14 protein-coding genes are annotated in these 15,569 nt (G+C 62.8%); 6 read left to right on the top strand and 8 right to left on the bottom strand.

The features are described 5' to 3' along the window. Positions 1-104: 104 nt before the first annotated feature. From catA to ACFY9W_RS11135, 3 genes are read right to left on the bottom strand one after another with little or no spacing between them, the layout of a single operon-like run. Positions 105-1,040: a catechol 1,2-dioxygenase gene (catA, locus tag ACFY9W_RS11125; RefSeq protein ID WP_391129709.1), complete on the bottom strand. Its 936-nt coding sequence runs from the start codon at positions 1,038-1,040 to the stop codon at positions 105-107. A 43-nt stretch (positions 1,041-1,083) separates the two neighbouring features. Continuing rightward, entirely contained in the window at positions 1,084-1,374 is a 291-nt protein-coding gene (gene catC / locus ACFY9W_RS11130; protein ID WP_060497109.1) for a muconolactone Delta-isomerase, read from the bottom strand. Positions 1,375-1,395: 21 nt separating this feature from the next. Then, the gene (locus ACFY9W_RS11135; RefSeq protein WP_391129712.1) at positions 1,396-2,517 is read right to left on the bottom strand and encodes a muconate/chloromuconate family cycloisomerase; all 1,122 of its coding nucleotides are present in this window, start codon (positions 2,515-2,517) and stop codon (positions 1,396-1,398) included. Positions 2,518-2,652: 135 nt separating this feature from the next. Here ACFY9W_RS11135 and catR point away from each other — a divergent pair, with 135 nt between their 5' ends. From catR to ACFY9W_RS11150, 3 genes are all read left to right on the top strand, one after another. Beyond that, positions 2,653-3,525, top strand: coding sequence for an HTH-type transcriptional regulator CatR (catR, locus tag ACFY9W_RS11140; protein ID WP_391129715.1), 873 nt, complete (start codon positions 2,653-2,655; stop codon positions 3,523-3,525). Positions 3,526-3,646: 121 nt separating this feature from the next. Next, on the top strand, positions 3,647-4,414 hold the full coding sequence (locus tag ACFY9W_RS11145) for an SDR family oxidoreductase (protein ID WP_391129718.1): 768 nt from the start codon (positions 3,647-3,649) through the stop codon (positions 4,412-4,414). Between the two features lie 30 nt (positions 4,415-4,444). After that, complete coding sequence (locus ACFY9W_RS11150; RefSeq protein WP_391129721.1) at positions 4,445-5,716, top strand: D-arabinono-1,4-lactone oxidase; 1,272 nt, start codon at positions 4,445-4,447, stop codon at positions 5,714-5,716. A gap of 147 nt (positions 5,717-5,863) precedes the next feature. Here the strand turns inward: ACFY9W_RS11150 and ACFY9W_RS11155 are convergent, their stop codons facing one another. From ACFY9W_RS11155 to ACFY9W_RS11170, 4 genes are all read right to left on the bottom strand, one after another. Further along, positions 5,864-6,661: a LuxR C-terminal-related transcriptional regulator gene (locus tag ACFY9W_RS11155; RefSeq protein ID WP_391129724.1), complete on the bottom strand. Its 798-nt coding sequence runs from the start codon at positions 6,659-6,661 to the stop codon at positions 5,864-5,866. A 116-nt stretch (positions 6,662-6,777) separates the two neighbouring features. Continuing rightward, entirely contained in the window at positions 6,778-8,010 is a 1,233-nt protein-coding gene (eutH, locus tag ACFY9W_RS11160; RefSeq protein WP_391129727.1) for an ethanolamine utilization protein EutH, read from the bottom strand. 287 nt (positions 8,011-8,297) lie between these two features. Then, positions 8,298-9,704 (bottom strand): amino acid permease, encoded by a 1,407-nt coding sequence (locus tag ACFY9W_RS11165; RefSeq protein WP_391129730.1) that lies wholly within the window; start codon positions 9,702-9,704, stop codon positions 8,298-8,300. Positions 9,705-9,791: 87 nt separating this feature from the next. Then, positions 9,792-10,823 (bottom strand): histone deacetylase family protein, encoded by a 1,032-nt coding sequence (locus ACFY9W_RS11170; RefSeq protein ID WP_391129733.1) that lies wholly within the window; start codon positions 10,821-10,823, stop codon positions 9,792-9,794. Positions 10,824-10,946: 123 nt separating this feature from the next. On the opposite strand from ACFY9W_RS11170, the gene ACFY9W_RS11175 reads away from it, so the two are divergent. Further along, positions 10,947-11,429, top strand: a complete 483-nt coding sequence (locus ACFY9W_RS11175; RefSeq protein WP_391129736.1) for an Lrp/AsnC ligand binding domain-containing protein — start codon at positions 10,947-10,949, stop codon at positions 11,427-11,429. Positions 11,430-11,575: 146 nt separating this feature from the next. On the opposite strand, the gene ACFY9W_RS11180 is transcribed toward ACFY9W_RS11175, so the two are convergent. After that, positions 11,576-12,487: a LysR substrate-binding domain-containing protein gene (locus ACFY9W_RS11180; protein WP_391129739.1), complete on the bottom strand. Its 912-nt coding sequence runs from the start codon at positions 12,485-12,487 to the stop codon at positions 11,576-11,578. Between the two features lie 98 nt (positions 12,488-12,585). On the opposite strand from ACFY9W_RS11180, the gene ACFY9W_RS11185 reads away from it, so the two are divergent. Then, positions 12,586-13,677 (top strand): tartrate dehydrogenase, encoded by a 1,092-nt coding sequence (locus ACFY9W_RS11185; RefSeq protein WP_391129742.1) that lies wholly within the window; start codon positions 12,586-12,588, stop codon positions 13,675-13,677. A gap of 193 nt (positions 13,678-13,870) precedes the next feature. Beyond that, a complete protein-coding gene (locus ACFY9W_RS11190; RefSeq protein ID WP_391129745.1) occupies positions 13,871-15,469 on the top strand; it encodes a BCCT family transporter in 1,599 nt (532 codons plus the stop codon). Positions 15,470-15,569: the final 100 nt, after the last annotated feature.

Genomic DNA, 15,569 nt, shown 5'->3' on the forward strand with positions numbered 1-15,569 from the left:
GGGGAAAAGGCCGATTCTAGATCACAAGCGGCTGACAGCAAAAAGCCCAGGCCCTCCCCGCACGGAAAGGCCCAGGCCAAAACACTGTGAATCCTGGCGCGAACTCAGCCTTCCTGCAACGCGCGCGGACGGTGGCTGCGCGCTTCGGCCTCCGGCGCTGCTGCCGATTGCAGGTGGAAGTCGAACGCCAGCTCGGCAAAACGCTCGCCTTGCACCCCACGATCGTGCGCCGCAGCAGCATCCTCGACAAAGCGCAACTCGCCGATCAGCCCGTCACGGGTGGCATAGGCGAAGTCGTCCCACAGGTACTTGTCACCCTCGAAGTTGATCTGCGTGGTCAGGTGGCGATGCCCGGGGGCAGAGATGAAGAAGTGCACGTGCGCCGGGCGCTGGCCATGGCGGCCGAGCAGGTCCAGGCACTCCTGGGTGGGGCCCTGTGGGTCGCAGCCATACCCCGATGGCACGATGGAGCGCGCACGGTAGCGGCCCTCGGCATCGGTAATGATGCGGCGGCGCAAGTTGTATTCCGACTGGGTCGAGTCGAAGTACGAGTAAGTACCCTGAGTGTTGGCGTGCCAGAGGTCAACGGTGGCACCGGCCAGCGGCTTGCCTTCGCCATCGAACACCTGGCCCTGAAGGAACATCACCACGCCCGGGTCGGTGCCGTCGTCCATGCGCGCTTCACCTTGCGCCAACGGAGCACCAGCGACGTACAGCGGGCCTTCGATGGTACGCGGGGTACCGCCACCCAGGCCGGCTTCGGCGTCCTTGGCGTCTTGCAGCAGGTCGAGGAAGTGCTCGATGCCCAGGCCTGCGGCCAGCAGGCCGGCCTCGTTACGGCCGCCCAGGCGGTTGAGGTAATCAATGGCGTGCCAGAATTCGTCTTCGGTGATTTCCAGGTCTTCCACCAGGCGCGCAGTGTCCTGCAGTACACGCAGGATGATCTGCTTGAAGCGCGGGTTGCCTTCGGCGTGGTCCAGGCCAGCCACCTTCTTGAAGAACGCTTGAACATCGGCAGTGTGGGAAATTTTCACGGTCATCTTGCTTACCTCATATTGTTCTTGTCGGGTAGTCGTGTGCGAATCAGCGGTCGTCGCTGTGGATCGACGAAGGGTGCCGGCACAGGCCGTTTACCTCGATATCCATGTACGGGAACAGCGGCAGTTGCATCAGGGTATCGTGCAATGCCTCGACGCTGGGCACATCAAACACGCTGTAGTTGGCGTAGTGGCCGGCAATGCGCCACAGGTGGCGCCAGGTGCCCTCGCGCTGCAGGCGCTGAGCCAGTTCCTTTTCATCGGCCTTGAGCCTGGCAGCCTTGGCCGGGTCCATGTCGACCGGCAGTTTCACGGTCATCTTCACGTGGAACAGCATGATTTTCTCCTTGCTTGCTGATCAGCGACGGGCGAAGCGCGCCAGGCGCTGTTCGTCCAGTGTCAGGCCCAGGCCTGGGGTACGGGGAATGTGCAGCTGGAAGTCGTGGTACTGCGGCGGCTCGTTGACGATTTCTTCAGTCAGCAGCAGCGGGCCGAACAGCTCGGTGCCCCAGGTGAGTTGGCGCAACGTAAGGAACGCATGGGCCGAGGCCAACGTGCCAATCGAGCCTTCAAGCATGGTGCCACCGTACAGGGCGATACCGGCGGCTTCGGCGATTTGTGCGGTGCGCAGCACGGCACGCGGGCCGCCGTTCTTGGCAATCTTAAGGGCAAAGATACTGGCCGCACCGTCGGCGGCCAGGCTGAAGGCGTCCTCGACACTTTCGATCGACTCATCGGCCATGATCGGTGCCGGGCTGCGCTGGTTCAGGCGCACCTGGCCACCCCGGTTGATGCGCGAAATCGGTTGTTCGATCAGGTCGATGCCGTTGTCGCCCAGTACCTGGCAGGCGCGAATGGCCTGGGATTCGTCCCAATACTGGTTGACGTCGACGCGCACGCTGGCGCTGTCGCCCAGCTCGCGCTTGATTGCCACCACGTGCTTGAGGTCCTGCTCCACCGGGTTGGCGCCGATCTTCAGCTTGAACACCCGGTGACGACGGATCTCCAGCATGTGTTGGGCTTCGGCGATGTCACGCGCGGTGTCGCCACTGGCCAGGGTCCAGGCCACTTCCAGGCTGTCGCGCACACGGCCGCCCAGCAGTTCGCTGACCGGCAGGCCCAGGCGCTTGCCCTGGGCGTCGAGCAAGGCGCTTTCAATACCCGATTTGGCAAAGGTATTACCCTTGGCCAGCTTGTCCAGCTTGAGCATGGCAGCGTTGATGTTGTCCGCCGCCAGGCCGATCAGCGCAGGCGCCAGGTGCGCGTCGATATTGGCCTTGATGCCCTCGGGGCTTTCATAGCCATAGGCCAGGCCACCGATGGTGGTGGCCTCGCCGATGCCTTCCACACCATCGCTGCAGCGCACGCGCAATACCACCAGGGTCTGCTGCTGCATGGTGTGCATCGCCAGCTTGTGCGGGCGAATGGTCGGCAGGTCGACGATAATTGCTTCTATGCGTTCAATCAGCGCGCTTGTCATTGTTGCCAGGTCCCGTCAGGTCGGGCTGCCAGTTGCAGGCCCGAATGGTGCATTTACTTGATTGTTCGAAGATTGCGCGAGACTCTGATAAGCGTCCAATATCAAATGAATCTCCCACCATACCCTGGAGGTCTTGTGGAGCTGCGCCACCTGCGTTACTTCAAGGTCCTGGCCGAAACCCTGAATTTCACCCGTGCCGCCGAGTTGCTGCACATTGCCCAGCCGCCGCTGAGCCGCCAGATCAGCCAGCTGGAGGACCAGCTCGGCACCCTGCTGGTGCTGCGCGAACGCCCGCTGCGGCTGACCGAGGCTGGGCGGTTCTTTTACGAGCAGACGTGCACCGTGCTGCAGCAGCTGCAGAACATCAGCGACAATACCCGCCGCATCGGCCAGGGCCAGCGCCAGTGGCTGGGCATCGGCTTTGCCCCCTCGACCTTGTACAACGTGCTGCCAGAGCTGATCCGCGAACTGCGCCAGGACAGCGAACTGGAGCTTGGCTTGAGCGAGATGACCACGCTGCAACAGGTGGAAGCGCTGAAGAGCGGGCGCATCGACATCGCTTTCGGGCGCATTCGCATCGATGACTCGGCCATTCACCAACAGGTACTGCGCGAAGACCCGCTGGTGGCCGTGCTGCCCAAGGGCCACCCGCTGGCGGGCAGCCCGCTCAGCCTTGCCCAGCTGGCTGGCGAGGCATTCATCCTCTACCCGGCCAACCCCCGGCCCAGTTATGCCGACCACGTGCTGGCGCTGTTCGCCCAGCACGGCATGAGCATCCACGTCAGCCAGTGGGCCAACGAGCTGCAGACGGCCATCGGCCTGGTGGCGGTTGGCGTAGGGGTGACCCTGGTACCGGCGTCGGTGCAGCAGCAGCACCGTACCGATATCGAGTATGTCGGTTTGCTGGATAGCGGCGCGGTCAGCCCGATCATCCTCAGCCGCCGCAAGGGTGACATGAGCCCGGTCGTACAGCGCTGCCTGGCACTGATCGAACAGCAAAACCAATAGTCCAGCGCCCGTATACCCATCGGTATATGGATGTTCCCGTTGTTCTGTTTCATGCTCCGCCTCGCGAATCGCGAAACGCCCGGGCTGCAAACAATCCAATAAAAGACATCGGGAGTCGAACATGGCGGGACGTCTCAATGGCAAGGTAGCGCTGATTACTGGCGGCGCGGGTGGCTGCGGGCTGGCCGCGTCGCAGCTGTTCGCAGCAGAAGGGGCACGGGTCGGCATTGTCGACCTGCCTGGCAGCAAGGGTGCCGAGGTGGCCCGGGAACTGCGCGATAAAGGCCACGAGGTCATTTTTGCAGCGGCCGATGTGTCAGACGCACAGCAAGTAAAGGCCGCGGTGGCGGCCGTAGAGCAAGCCTTCGGGCACATTACCGTGCTGATGAACCACGCCGGCATCCTGGCAGCCCTGCCCTTCCTGGACACCAGCGAAGAAGAGTGGGACCGGGTCATGGCGGTGAACGTGAAGAGTATGTTCCTGGTCACCCGCGCCGTACTGCCCGGCATGCTGGCAGCCGGTGGCGGCAGCATCGTCTGCACCTCGTCCATCTCGGCCGTGATGGGTACACCGATGGAGGTGCTGTATTGCACCAGCAAGGGCGCCACACACATGTTCGCCCGGGCCATTGCCGTGGAGTTCCGCGACCGGGGCATCCGCGCCAACGCCATTTGCCCGGGTTTTATCGCCACCGCCCACGGCCTGCGCGAGATCGACATGCTGCGCAAGCATGGCGTGGACGTGAGTGAAGCGGCCATCGCTGCTGCCCAAGGGCGCTTGTGCGAGCCCTCGGAAGTTGCCAGCGCCGCCTTGTTCCTGGCCAGTGACGACGCCAGCTTCGTCAACGGCGCACACCTGTTTGCCGACAACGGCTACACGGCCATCTGACTAAAAGAACAACAAGCAGGAGCGATCTACGTGACCACCTCTTCCAACAACATGCACATCAACGAATTCGGCCTGGACCACGCGCACTGGCGCAACTGGGCCGGCAACCAGTCCTGCATTCGCGCAGCACGCGGGGCACCGGCCAGCGAAGACGAACTGTGCTCGATGGTAAACCAGGCCAGCAGCAATGGCATGAACGTGCGCGTGGCCGGTTCCGGGCACTCCTTTACCCCGGTGGCGCTCACCAACGGCCTGCACCTTACCCTGGCCAACATGAGTGGCGTGCGCCATATCGACCATGAGAAAAAACGCGTCACCGCCGCCGCCGGCACCACCATCAATGCCTTCGGCAAGGCCTTGCGTGCCGCCGGCTTGTCGATGGTCAACCAGGGCGACATCGACAGCCAGTCGATTGCCGGTGCCCTGACCACCGGAACCCACGGCACCGGCCTGACCTTGGGCAACCTGGCGTCGTCGATTGTCGGCATGAAGCTGGTGCAGCCCAATGGCGAAATCCTGGTGGTGGACGAAAGCACCCCCGACCTGTTGCAGGCAGGCCGCGTGTCGCTGGGTGTACTGGGCATCGTTTCCGAACTGACCTTGCAGGTGACGGACAGCTTCAACCTGCACGAGCGCATCTGGCGGGAAGACTTCGAAAGCGTGATGGAAAAGCACGACGAACTGGCGCGCAAGCACCGCCACTTCAGCTTCTTCTGGTGCCCCTACGAGCAGAGCCGCCATTGCTATTGCCTGCCGGATACCGCCGCCACCTCCACCAGCGGGCGCACCACCGACGTGTGCGAAGTGAAGGTCATGGACATCACCGACCGCCCGGCCTGGGAAAGTGAATTCGAGAAGGTGGCGTACAGCTCGGATGTGTACCCGATCGAGTACCTGCCCAACTTCCACGAACTGGAATACGCAGTGCCGGTGCGCCACAGCAAGGAAGCGCTGCGCGCAGTACGCAAGCTGATGCTGGAAGACTTCCCCGAGGCGATCTACCCCATCGAATACCGCTTCACTGCCGGTGACGGGGCGTGGATGAGCCCGTTCTTCGAGCAGGACAGCGTGACCATTTCGGTGTCTGGCCAACCGGGGACCGATTATTGGGACTACCTGCGGGCGGTGGATCGGATACTGCGTTCGTATGGCGCCAGGCCGCACTGGGGCAAGCTGCACTTCCTGACTGGAGAGGATGTGAGTGCCATTTACCCGCGGGCCGAGGACTTCCGCAAGCTGCGCCGGCAGCTGGACCCGCAGGGGATCTACCTCAGCGAGCACCTGAGCCCGTTGTTCAGATAGTCTGCAGCCTTCACATCCTTGGGGCTGCTTTGCAGCCCAATCGCCGGCAAGCCAGCTCCCACAGGGACAGCGCAAGGCTTGAGGTCAGCGCGGTCGGTGTGGGAGCTGGCTTGCCGGCGATGGGGCCGCACAGCGGCCCCTGCTTTATCAGGCCTTGGCCAGGTAGTCGATAAACAGCCGAAACAACTCGGCGTTGGTGGAGATTTCCAGGCGCTGGTAGATGTTGTGCTTGTGCACCTTCACCGTCCCATCGGAAATATTCAGCTGCCGTGCAATCGACGCATTGCTGTGCCCCTGCAACAGCAACTTGGCGATCAGGCGCTGGGTCTCGGTCAACTGCCCTTGCAGGATCTCGACAAACGCATCCTCCAGCACCGCCCCCTCCGGCGCGGTGCGCAGGCAATCGGCATGGCGCAACCGGCAATGCTGGCCGAATACCGAAGCCAGCAACGGCGCCATGCCCGCCAGCAGGTCCATTTGCGCCGTACTGAAATCACCACTGCTGTGTTTACGCATCAGCGAATAAACGATCGCCACCTGCGGCTGCAAGGGGATGATGAAGCCCACCTCCTCCACCGCCGTGCCGTAGTCGGACGACACGCAGGGGTGGATGTCCCTGGAAATGGCAAAGCCTGAAGAAAAGAAGCAGTCCGGTGCCAGTTCGCTCATGCGCCATAGCCCGGCCGGGTGTTCGTTGGCGCAGGCAACGTAAAAAGGATCAAGCAGGTACCCGCCCCGCACGTAGGCATTCAGGGTGCGCTCGGTTACCGAATGGTTGTAGCCGTTGTGCAGCAGCAACGCCGGCTGGTTGAAGCGGAACAGGTAAGCGCAACTCATCTCGAACGCCAGCTTGCTGCGCAGCAACGCATCCAGCGCCGGCCCCAACTGCTCGCTGCCGATCGCCTCGATCACCGCCGCCAGCCTATTTGCCTCATCTCTTGTCATTGTTCACCACGCTCTCGTGCTGGTATGGCTTGTGCGACCTTACCGGCTTGATTGGCAAAAAACACAAAATCCGGGGCGCCCTGGACGCTCCGGATCATGTGTATGACGTTTTTGGCTCAGGACGGTTCGGGCACTACCTTGAAGGCGCCTGCAGCGTCATCCTGGCGCCCCATTTCCTGCGCCTTGGGCACCGCCAGCCAACTGGCCAGCAGCATGGCGATCAGGCCACCACTGAGCTTGCCGATCATCAGCGGCAGGATCAGCGAGGGCTGGAAGTTGGCCGAGAAGGCCATGTGGTCGCCAAAGGTGAAGGCGGCGCACACCGAGAAGGCAATCACCAGCACCTTGTCCTTGGGCGGCATTTCGCTAACCAGCCTGAACATGGCCAGGATATTCGCCGAGGCCGCCAGCACGCCGGCAGCGCCCACACCGGACATGCCAAAACGCGAAGCCACCCGCTCGATGGGCCGCGCCAGGAAGCGCTTGAGCAAGTGCACCATGGGGAACGCTCCGCACAGCATCAGGCCGATGTAGCCGGCAATTTCCAGGGCGCGGAACTGGTCATCGGCATCGGCAATGATCGGCGCGAAGCCCCAACTGCCGAACAGGTGGCTGAACAGGCCGGTGAAGTACTGCACGATCGACGCCACCAGTACCAGCACCACGGCGATGTACATGAACTGGCCGAGCTTGAGGAACAGGTACACCATCAGCGTGGGGAAGTAGCGCAACGCCGCCGCCAGGGCGATGCAGAACAGGATCAGCGGCATCAGGTTGCGCAGCAACATCGCCCAGGTGAAGTTCAGTGCCTGGGTGGCCGCGCCTGTGGTGGCGATGTCGGGGCGCACGTTCAGGCCCAGGGCCTGCATGGCCATGGCGATGATCATGATGCTGACCGGAATGGTCAGCAGCCCGGCCATGATCCCCAAGGCCATGTACTTGTGGTCGACCTTGCGCAACATGGCCAGCCCCACCGGGATGACGAAGATGATCGTGGCGCCGCATTGAAAGCCGGTTATCAGGCCGAGGATCCAGCCTTCGGGGCTTTGCGCCAGGGCCTTGGCCAGCTGGTAGCCGCCCATGTCCGAGGCGATGAAGATGGGGCCGGCGATGCCCGGGTCGGCGCCGATGGCCTGGAACAGCGGCGCGATCACATGGCTGATGCCCGCAGAGATATACGGGATTGCCGCCATGATGCCGGCCACAGGGATGAAGATGGGGCCGATGCTGTGCAGGCCGGCGATGAACTCCTGGCCCAGCTCGCCTTCGGGGTTGTAGATGGATGCCACGGCACCCAGTACCGCGCACACCATGATGACGTAGATGACATAGGTACCGATGCTTTCCATTTGCCGCCTCATTTTTAGAGTTGTGGGGTTGGCAGGACTGAAAGGTCACGGGGCATCGTTGTTGTTATGGCGTGTGCAAGGCGCGCCCCGTCGAGGGGTTAAGCTATGCGGCAAGGTGATGGGCTGTCCATATACCGGGAGGTATATAAGGTTGTCAGCCAGACACAGCTCCTGTGGGAGCGGGCATGCCCGCGAAGCAGGCGACTCGGTACATGGCACCGGCTACGCCGGTGTTCGCGGCGGTTCGACGCCTCGACGAGCCCGCTCCCACAAGGTATGTGATCGGCTCAGGAGTGTGCTTTAGTGCGGCGGCGGTAGGCCAGCAGCAGGAACACGAACCACAACGGCATCACGCACAGCGCCAACCGGGTATCCGGTTGCAGCGCCAGCAGCACCAGCACGAAGCCGAGGAAGCCCAGGGTGGTGACGGCCATCGGCACCCCGCCCGGCAACTTGAATACCGAGGCATCGTGAGCCGCCGGGTTGCGCTTGCGGTAGGCAAGGTACGCAGCAAGGATCATCGACCAGGTGAAGATCACCAGAATCGCCGACACCGTCGAGATCAGCGTGAATACCGTCATCACCTCGGGAATGATGAACAGCAGGCTCAACCCGACCACCATGCATACCCCGGAAAACAACAAGCTGTACACCGGCACGCTGAGTGCCGAAAGCCTGGCAAACAGCGCCGGTGCATTGCGCCGCTCAGCCAGGCCAAACAGCATCCGGCAACCCGAATAAACCCCACTGTTGGCAGAAGATGCAGCCGACGTCAGCACCACGAAGTTGATCATGCCGGCCGCTGCCGGAAAGCCCGCCAGCAAGAACAGTTCGACAAAGGGGCTGCGATTGGCCGGCACCTCGGCCCATGACACCACGCTGATGATGCACACCAGCGCCAGGATGTAGAACAGCAGGATGCGCAGCGGGATGGTATTGATTGCCTTGGGCAGCGAGCGATGCGGGTTTTTCGCTTCTGCTGCGGTGGTGCCGATCAGCTCGGTACCGGCAAACGAGAACACGGCAATCTGGAACCCGGCAAAGAAGCCACTGATGCCATGGGGCAGCACCGCACCCGGCGCGACCACGTGGGCCAGCGAGGCGACCACACCATTGGGCGAGGTATAGGACGTGGCGATCATCACCGCCGCCGTAATGATCAACAACACGATGGCCACGATCTTGATGATGCCGAACCAGAACTCCACTTCACCAAATATCCGCACCGCCAGCATGTTCAGCCCCAACAGCACGAACAGGGTGAAGAACGCCGGCACCCAGGCTGGCGTGTGCGGGTACCAGTACTGGAAGAACCCGGCCACCACGACCACGTCACCGACCACCGCCACGCTCCAGCTCAGCCAGTACGACCAGCTCAGCACAAAACCTGCCCGCGGGCCCAGGTAATGGGCGACGATGTCGGCAAACGACTTGAAGCGCAGGTCTGACAACAGCAACTCGCCCATGGCGCGCATGACGAAGAACACAAAGAACCCGAGGATGGCGTACACCAGAAGGATCGAGGTGCCGGACAGCGCAATCACCTTGCCCGAGCCCATGAACAGGCCCGTGCCGATGGCGCCGCCAATGGAAATCAGCTGAATGTGGCGGTTTTCCAGCGTGCGTTGCAGGTGCCCGTCACGGGCGGGCGTTACCAGTTTGCTTTGCTCAAGGCTTGCGGGCATGTCTTGCATGGCGACCTCTTGTTATTGTTGGTCTGTCACGTGTTGCAGCGCGGTGGCAAGGCCCGCTACAGGCCCCGCCACCGTGGGTTGCGCGGGTCAGCGCGCGCTTTCGAAGCCTTGCAGCGTGTTCACCGCATTGATGCCGATTTCATCGACCATGTAGCCGCCTTCCATCACGAAAAGGGTCGGGATGCCGGCGCTGGCGATCTCGGCGCCCATGCGCAGGAAGTCTTCGCTGGTGAGCTTGAAGTGGCTGATCGGGTCATCCTCGAAGGTGTCCACGCCAAGCGACACCACCAGGAACTCGGGCTTGTGCGCGACAATGCGCTTGAGCGCGTCCTGCAAGGCCAGTTGGTACTCGCCCCAGCGTGTGCCCTTGCCCATCGGGTAGTTGGCGTTGAAGCCCTCGCCCGCGCCTGCGCCCTGCTCGTGGGCAAAGCCGGAAAAGTAGGGGTAGGACACGTGAGGGTCGCCATGCAGCGAGGCGAAGAACACATCGGGCCGGTCGTAGAAGATGTTCTGCGTGCCGTTGCCGTGGTGGAAGTCCACATCCAGCACGGCCACGCGCCTGGCGCCCTGGCTCAGGCAGCGCTCGGCAGCGATGGCGGCGTTGTTCAGGTAGCAATAGCCGCCCATGTATTCGCGGGCGGCATGGTGCCCCGGCGGGCGGCACAGGGCGAAGGCACTGTTGGCGCCGTCGATGATGCGCTGCATGCCGGTGAGGGCAACGTTGGCGCTGCTGCGCACGGCCTCCCAGGTGCCAGCAGTGATCGGCGCACCGGCATCCATGGCGTAGAACCCCAGCTTGCCGTCGATGAAGCCGGGTTCCCGGTCGATGGCCAGGTCGCGCACTGGCCACACCAGTGGCAGTGCATCGTGGGTCTTGCCGGTGGCGGCCCATTGCGACCAGGCGGTTTCCAGGAAGGTGACATAGCGCTCACTGTGCGCCGCCACGTAGCAGGCACGGTCGAAGGCCTGCTCGGCGATGACATCGCCCAGGCCGGTGCTGTGTACACGGGCCAGCACGGTGTCGGCGCGCCGGGGGTTTTCGAACGATGGCGTGATAGCGCCATCCTTGAGTTCCGAGCCATGGTGCAAGCGGTGGTTGTTGCTAAAGACTGTCAGCACGCGAATGTCCTTTTCCAAGGGGTTACCGGGTAACCAATTTTCGCGAGAGAACGGTGAAAATGCTTTGCTTTATGCTCGATCAAACCGGAAGCTTGAGCAAAACAATCACAGGATTGGCCAGCCATGAGCAAAGCTTTTGCTATCGAAGAACTGGACGACACCGACCGCGAACTGCTGCGCCTTTTGCAGGGGGACGGCACCCTGTCGAGCGCTGCGCTGGGCGAGCGCCTGTCGATGACCGTGACGCCGTGCTGGCGCAGGCGCAAACGGCTGGAAGAGCTGGGCATCATCAAGGACTACCAGGCCAACCTCGACCGCCGCAAGCTGGGGTACGACGTGATGGCATTTGCCCAGGTGCGCTTTGGCAACCACTCGGCCGAGGCGCCGGATGAGTTCGAGCAGGTGATCCTGAAGCTGCCGCAGGTGCTGTCCTGCCACAAGGTGACCGGTGAGGCTGACTATGTGCTGACGGTGCTGGCGACCGACCTGGAGAGTTATGGGCGGTTTGTGGAAGAGGTGTTGCGCAGGCAGCCGGGGATTGCCTCGATTCAGTCGAGCCTGGCGCTGCGCGAGGTGAAGGCGGTTTCGCGGATACCCGTATCCTGAAGTTTCACTCGGTCTGCTTTTCTGTGGGAGCGGGCGTGCCCGCGAAGAATTCAACGCGGTGACTGGCACCGGCTGCGCCGGTGTTCGCGGGCGTGCCCGCTCCCACAGGGATCGCGCAGGCCTTTCAATCTCGCGCAAGCCAGCAGTTAGCCAGGCAAGCTATAGCGCTCGGCAAAGTACTGCCGGAAAAAGTCCACGGCCACCCGCACCTTGGCCGAACTGGCCAGCGGTGAGGTGTACACCGCCCAGATATCCGCCGGCTGGTGGTAGGCCTCCAGCACCTGCACCAGGCGCCCGTCTTGCAGGCTGTCGTGCACATCCCACCACGAACGCAGCAAAATCCCGCGCCCGTCCAGGCACCATTGGTGCGCCACTTCGCCATGGTTGGTCGACAGGCCACCGGTTACCCGCACGCCTTCCTCACCTTCCGGCCCCATCAGCTGCCACACACCAAACGGGTGGTCGCGCTCCTTGATCACCAGGCAATCATGGCTGGCCAGGTCGCCCAGCACCTTGGGCGTGCCGCGCCGGGCCAGGTACGCCGGCGCCGCGCACAACACCCGGCGGTTGCGCGCCAGCGGCTTGGCGATCAGGTTGGGGGCAATGGCGTTGCCCACGCGAATGTCCAGGTCCACGCCCTCGGCAATCAGGTCCACCAGGCGGTCGTGCACATCCAGGCGAATGTCCAGCCGCGGGTAGCGCTCGGCCAGCTCGGACAACGCCGGCGCCACGAAGCGCCGGCCCAGGCCCAGGCTGCTGGCGATGCGCAGCTGGCCGGCAGGTTCCCGGTGCTGGGCGCTGATGTCGTCGCCCATGCGCTGCACCGCATCGAAAATCTGCAATGCCCACTGGTACACCCGCTCGCCCTCCTCGCTCACCGTCACCCGCCGGGTGGTGCGGTGCAGCAAGCGCACCTCGAGGGTTTGCTCCAGCATGCGAATGCGCTTGCTGATGTACGCCGCCGACATGCCCAACTCGTCGGCCACGGCCGCGAAGCTGGCGCGCTTGGCCACTTGCAGGAAGATATTGAGGTCGTCGAGGTTGGGCAGATTATTCACGTAGCGTGTTCCAAGAATCCATGATTGGCCAGATTATCTCCAAGCCAAGCCCTTATAGCATGGCCAGCACCTGTTCCCTAGACAACGAGTGCACCCCCATGAGCAAGACGTTCAGAATCGCGGCAATCCCAGGCGACGGCATCGGCAACGAAGTGCTGCCAGAAGGCATCCGCGTGGTCGAGGCCGCTGCGCGCAAGCATGGCCTGGACATCAGCTTCGAGTTCTTCGAATGGGCCAGCTGCGATTACTACCTGGCCCACGGCAAGATGATGCCGGACGACTGGTTCGAACAGCTCAAGGACTTTGACGCCCTGTACTTCGGTGCCGTGGGCTGGCCAGACAAGGTGCCGGACCACATCTCGCTGTGGGGTTCGCTGCTCAAGTTCCGCCGCGATTTCGACCAGTACGTGAACATTCGTCCGGTGCGCCTGTTCCCTGGCGTGCCGTGCCCGCTGGCTGGCCGTGAACCCGGCGACATCGACTTCGTGGTCATCCGCGAAAACACCGAGGGCGAGTACTCGTCGTTGGGCGGGCGCATGTTCGAAGGCACAGAGAACGAATTCGTGCTGCAGGAATCGGTGTTCACCCGCCGTGGCGTCGACCGCATTCTGAAGTACGCCTTCGAAGTGGCCCAGACCCGCAAGCGCAAGCATGTTACCTCGGCCACCAAGTCCAACGGCATGGCCGTGAGCATGCCGTACTGGGACGAGCGCACCGCAGCCATGGCTGCCAGTTATCCGGAAATCAGCTGGGACAAGCAGCACATTGATATCCTCTGCGCCCGCTTCGTGCTGCAGCCAGACCGCTTCGACGTGGTTGTAGCCTCGAACCTGTTCGGCGACATCCTGTCCGACCTCGGCCCGGCCTGCGCCGGCACCATCGGCATCGCGCCATCGGCCAACCTCAACCCCGAGCGCAAGTTCCCGTCGCTGTTCGAACCGGTACACGGCTCGGCGCCAGACATCTACGGCAAGAACATCGCCAACCCGATCGCGATGATCTGGTCGGGTGCGCTGATGCTCGACTTCCTCGGCAACGACGGCGCCGACCCGCGTTACCGCGCCGCCCACGACGACATCCTCAAGGCCATCGAGCAGGTCATCGCCGCCGGCGAGGTGACCCGCGACATGGGCGGGCAGCAGTCCACCCAGCAGGTGGGCCAGGCCATCACTGCGTTGGTCGAAGCCTGATGCACAGGGGCCGATTGTCAGGACTGTCTGACAATCGGCCCCTTGCCTCTTGCGAGCGGCGTGGATTGTATGCAAAATCTGTTAACCGCTAGATTCTAGTCAACTAAAGGTTAACAACCAAGGAAGGAGCAGCACCGCAACACCCCGGATGCCTGCCGGGTATAACAAGTACGCCAACGTCCAGGAGACGATGATGTCGCACAAGAATAAAAAGATTGATGTGTTCCTGATTACCGTGAGCCTGATTGCCGTACTGCTCACCGTGATCGGCCTTGCAGCCTTCCCCGCCCAGGCTGAAAGCGCCGCCAACCAGTTGTTCGAACTGTCCACCCGCACCTTCGGTACCAGCGTGCAGGTGCTGGTGTTCGCCAGTACCCTGGCCGTGCTGTACCTGGCCTTCAGCAAATACGGCAATATCCGCCTGGGCAGTGGCAAGCCGGAATATGCCACCGCCACCTGGGTGTTCATGTTCATCTGCGCCGGCATGGGGTCGTCGACCCTCTACTGGGGTGTGATGGAGTGGGCCTACTACTACCAGACCCCTGGCCTGAACATCGCCGCCGCCACCCCCAAGGCGCTGGAATACAGCGTTGGCTATTCGTTCTTCCACTGGGGTATCAGCGCCTGGTCGATCTACGCCCTGGCCTCGCTGGCCATGGCCTACCACTTCCATGTACGCAAGAAGAGCGGCCTTAACCTGGCCTCGATCGTTGAAGCGGTAACCGGCTTCAAGGCCACCGGCCCGGTGGGCCGCAGTGTTGACCTGATCTTCCTGCTGACCATGATGGGCGCACTGACCGTGTCGCTGGCCCTCACCGCCTCTACCCTGACCCGTGGCCTGCATGACCTGACCGGCACCCCGGACACCTTTACCGTGCAATTGATGGTGATCGGTGGCGTGGCGGTGATGTTCTCGCTCAGCTCGTACATCGGCATCGATGGCGGCCTGCAGCGCATGAGCAAGATGGTGTGCATTGGCGCGCTGGTGTTTGCTGCCGTCGTGCTGCTGGTCGGCCCGACCCAGTTCACCCTCAACAACACCGCCAACTCGATTGGCCTGATGATCCAGAACTACGTGCACATGAGCCTGTTCACCGACCCGGCCGGCGACGGTGCCTTCACCCGCAACTGGACGGTGTTCTACTGGCTGTGGTGGGTGTCGTACGCACCGGGCGTGGCCATGTTCGTGACCCGTGTTTCACGTGGCCGGCAGATCAAGGAAGTGGTCCTGGCCCTGCTGCTGGGTGGCAGCTTCGGTTGCTGGTTCTTCTTCGGCGCCCTGGAAAGCTACAGCATGCACCAGTTCATCACCGGTGCAGTGGATGTGCCGAAAATGCTCGCCGAACAAGGCGGCGAATCGGCCGTGACACACCTGCTGCTGGCGTTGCCGTGGGGCCAGGTGTTCCTGGGTGTGTACCTGTTCATCATGGCCATCTTCTGCGCCTCGCACATGGATGCCGCCGCCTACGCGGTGGCGGCCACCAGCACCCGCAACCTGCGTGAAGGCGACGACCCCACGCCCACCCACCGCCTGTTCTGGTGCGTGGTGCTGACCCTGGTGCCGCTGGCCATGCTGTTCGCCAAGGCCTCGCTGTCGACCATGAAAACCGCCGTGGTGCTGACCGCGATCCCGTTCATGGTGATCTTGCTGGTGAAGATCTATGGCTTCTTCAAGTGGATGATCGCTGATTACGGCCAGATACCGGCCCACATCATCGAGGAAGAGGCTGCACGCATGGCCGGCGAAGAACCCGCCGAGCATGCACCTCGCAGCGCCGCTGCCGTGCATTGATCAAAGGGGCCGCTTTGCGGCCCATCGCCGGCAAGCCGGGCTCCCACAGGTACAGCGTAGATCTCAGGTCTTGCACGATCACTGTGGGAGCTGGCTTGCC

This window comes from Pseudomonas sp. NPDC008258 (assembly GCF_042956345.1).
Classification (GTDB): domain Bacteria; phylum Pseudomonadota; class Gammaproteobacteria; order Pseudomonadales; family Pseudomonadaceae; genus Aquipseudomonas.

Bases quoted from the DNA above. Each gene is read 5' to 3' on its own strand.
- catA (WP_391129709.1), bottom strand. From the start codon at position 1,040: ATGACCGTGAAAATTTCCCACACTGCCGATGTTCAAGCGTTCTTCAAG.
- eutH (WP_391129727.1), bottom strand. From the start codon at position 8,010: ATGGAAAGCATCGGTACCTATGTCATCTACGTCATCATGGTGTGCGCG.
- ACFY9W_RS11165 (WP_391129730.1), bottom strand. From the start codon at position 9,704: ATGCAAGACATGCCCGCAAGCCTTGAGCAAAGCAAACTGGTAACGCCC.
- ACFY9W_RS11185 (WP_391129742.1), top strand. From the start codon at position 12,586: ATGAGCAAGACGTTCAGAATCGCGGCAATCCCAGGCGACGGCATCGGC.
- ACFY9W_RS11175 (WP_391129736.1), top strand. From the start codon at position 10,947: ATGAGCAAAGCTTTTGCTATCGAAGAACTGGACGACACCGACCGCGAA.
- ACFY9W_RS11190 (WP_391129745.1), top strand. From the start codon at position 13,871: ATGTCGCACAAGAATAAAAAGATTGATGTGTTCCTGATTACCGTGAGC.
- ACFY9W_RS11155 (WP_391129724.1), bottom strand. From the start codon at position 6,661: ATGACAAGAGATGAGGCAAATAGGCTGGCGGCGGTGATCGAGGCGATC.
- catC (WP_060497109.1), bottom strand. From the start codon at position 1,374: ATGCTGTTCCACGTGAAGATGACCGTGAAACTGCCGGTCGACATGGAC.
- ACFY9W_RS11145 (WP_391129718.1), top strand. From the start codon at position 3,647: ATGGCGGGACGTCTCAATGGCAAGGTAGCGCTGATTACTGGCGGCGCG.
- ACFY9W_RS11135 (WP_391129712.1), bottom strand. From the start codon at position 2,517: ATGACAAGCGCGCTGATTGAACGCATAGAAGCAATTATCGTCGACCTG.